Source organism: Adlercreutzia equolifaciens, from assembly GCF_029076695.1.
Lineage (GTDB): Bacteria > Actinomycetota > Coriobacteriia > Coriobacteriales > Eggerthellaceae > Adlercreutzia > Adlercreutzia equolifaciens_A.
The window spans coordinates 1-426 of sequence record NZ_JARFIK010000061.1; the positions used below are offsets into that span (position 1 = coordinate 1).

Below are 426 nucleotides of genomic sequence, written 5' to 3' on the forward strand. Positions count from 1 at the left end.
TACAAAAGATTACTTACATGGATTGACGGCAGTTCTTCTTACCTCTCTGTCGGCCTCGATGTCGGCGCCGATTTTACATGGATGTCTATCGCCCTCCCTAATGGGGCTTTTATCGGGAAACCCTTTAAGATCGTCCATTCTGATCCCAGATCCAGAGACCTCGCTGTCACAAAAATAAAGGAAGCGCAAGAGACGTATTCTCTCAAAAGCCGCTGCTTCCTTGAGTCTACCGGGATCTACCATATCCCGCTCCTGTGCTTCCTTCGTGATAAGGGGTTTGACTGCTCCGTCATTAATCCTATCATCACTAAGAATAGCACAAATATCAACATAAGGAAACTGCATAATGATAAATTCGACTCGAAAAAGGCTGCCCTTGTTGGTCTCAACGTTTCTCTTAAGACTTCCATCATCCCAGAGGATTCC

1 protein-coding gene is annotated in these 426 nt (G+C 45.5%); it reads left to right on the forward strand.

Annotated features, from left to right (window positions below; all coding sequences use genetic code 11):
- Positions 1-81: 81 nt before the first annotated feature.
- On the forward strand, positions 82-426 hold a 345-nt coding region (locus PZH32_RS14250), incomplete at its 3' end, for an IS110 family transposase (RefSeq protein ID WP_428994032.1).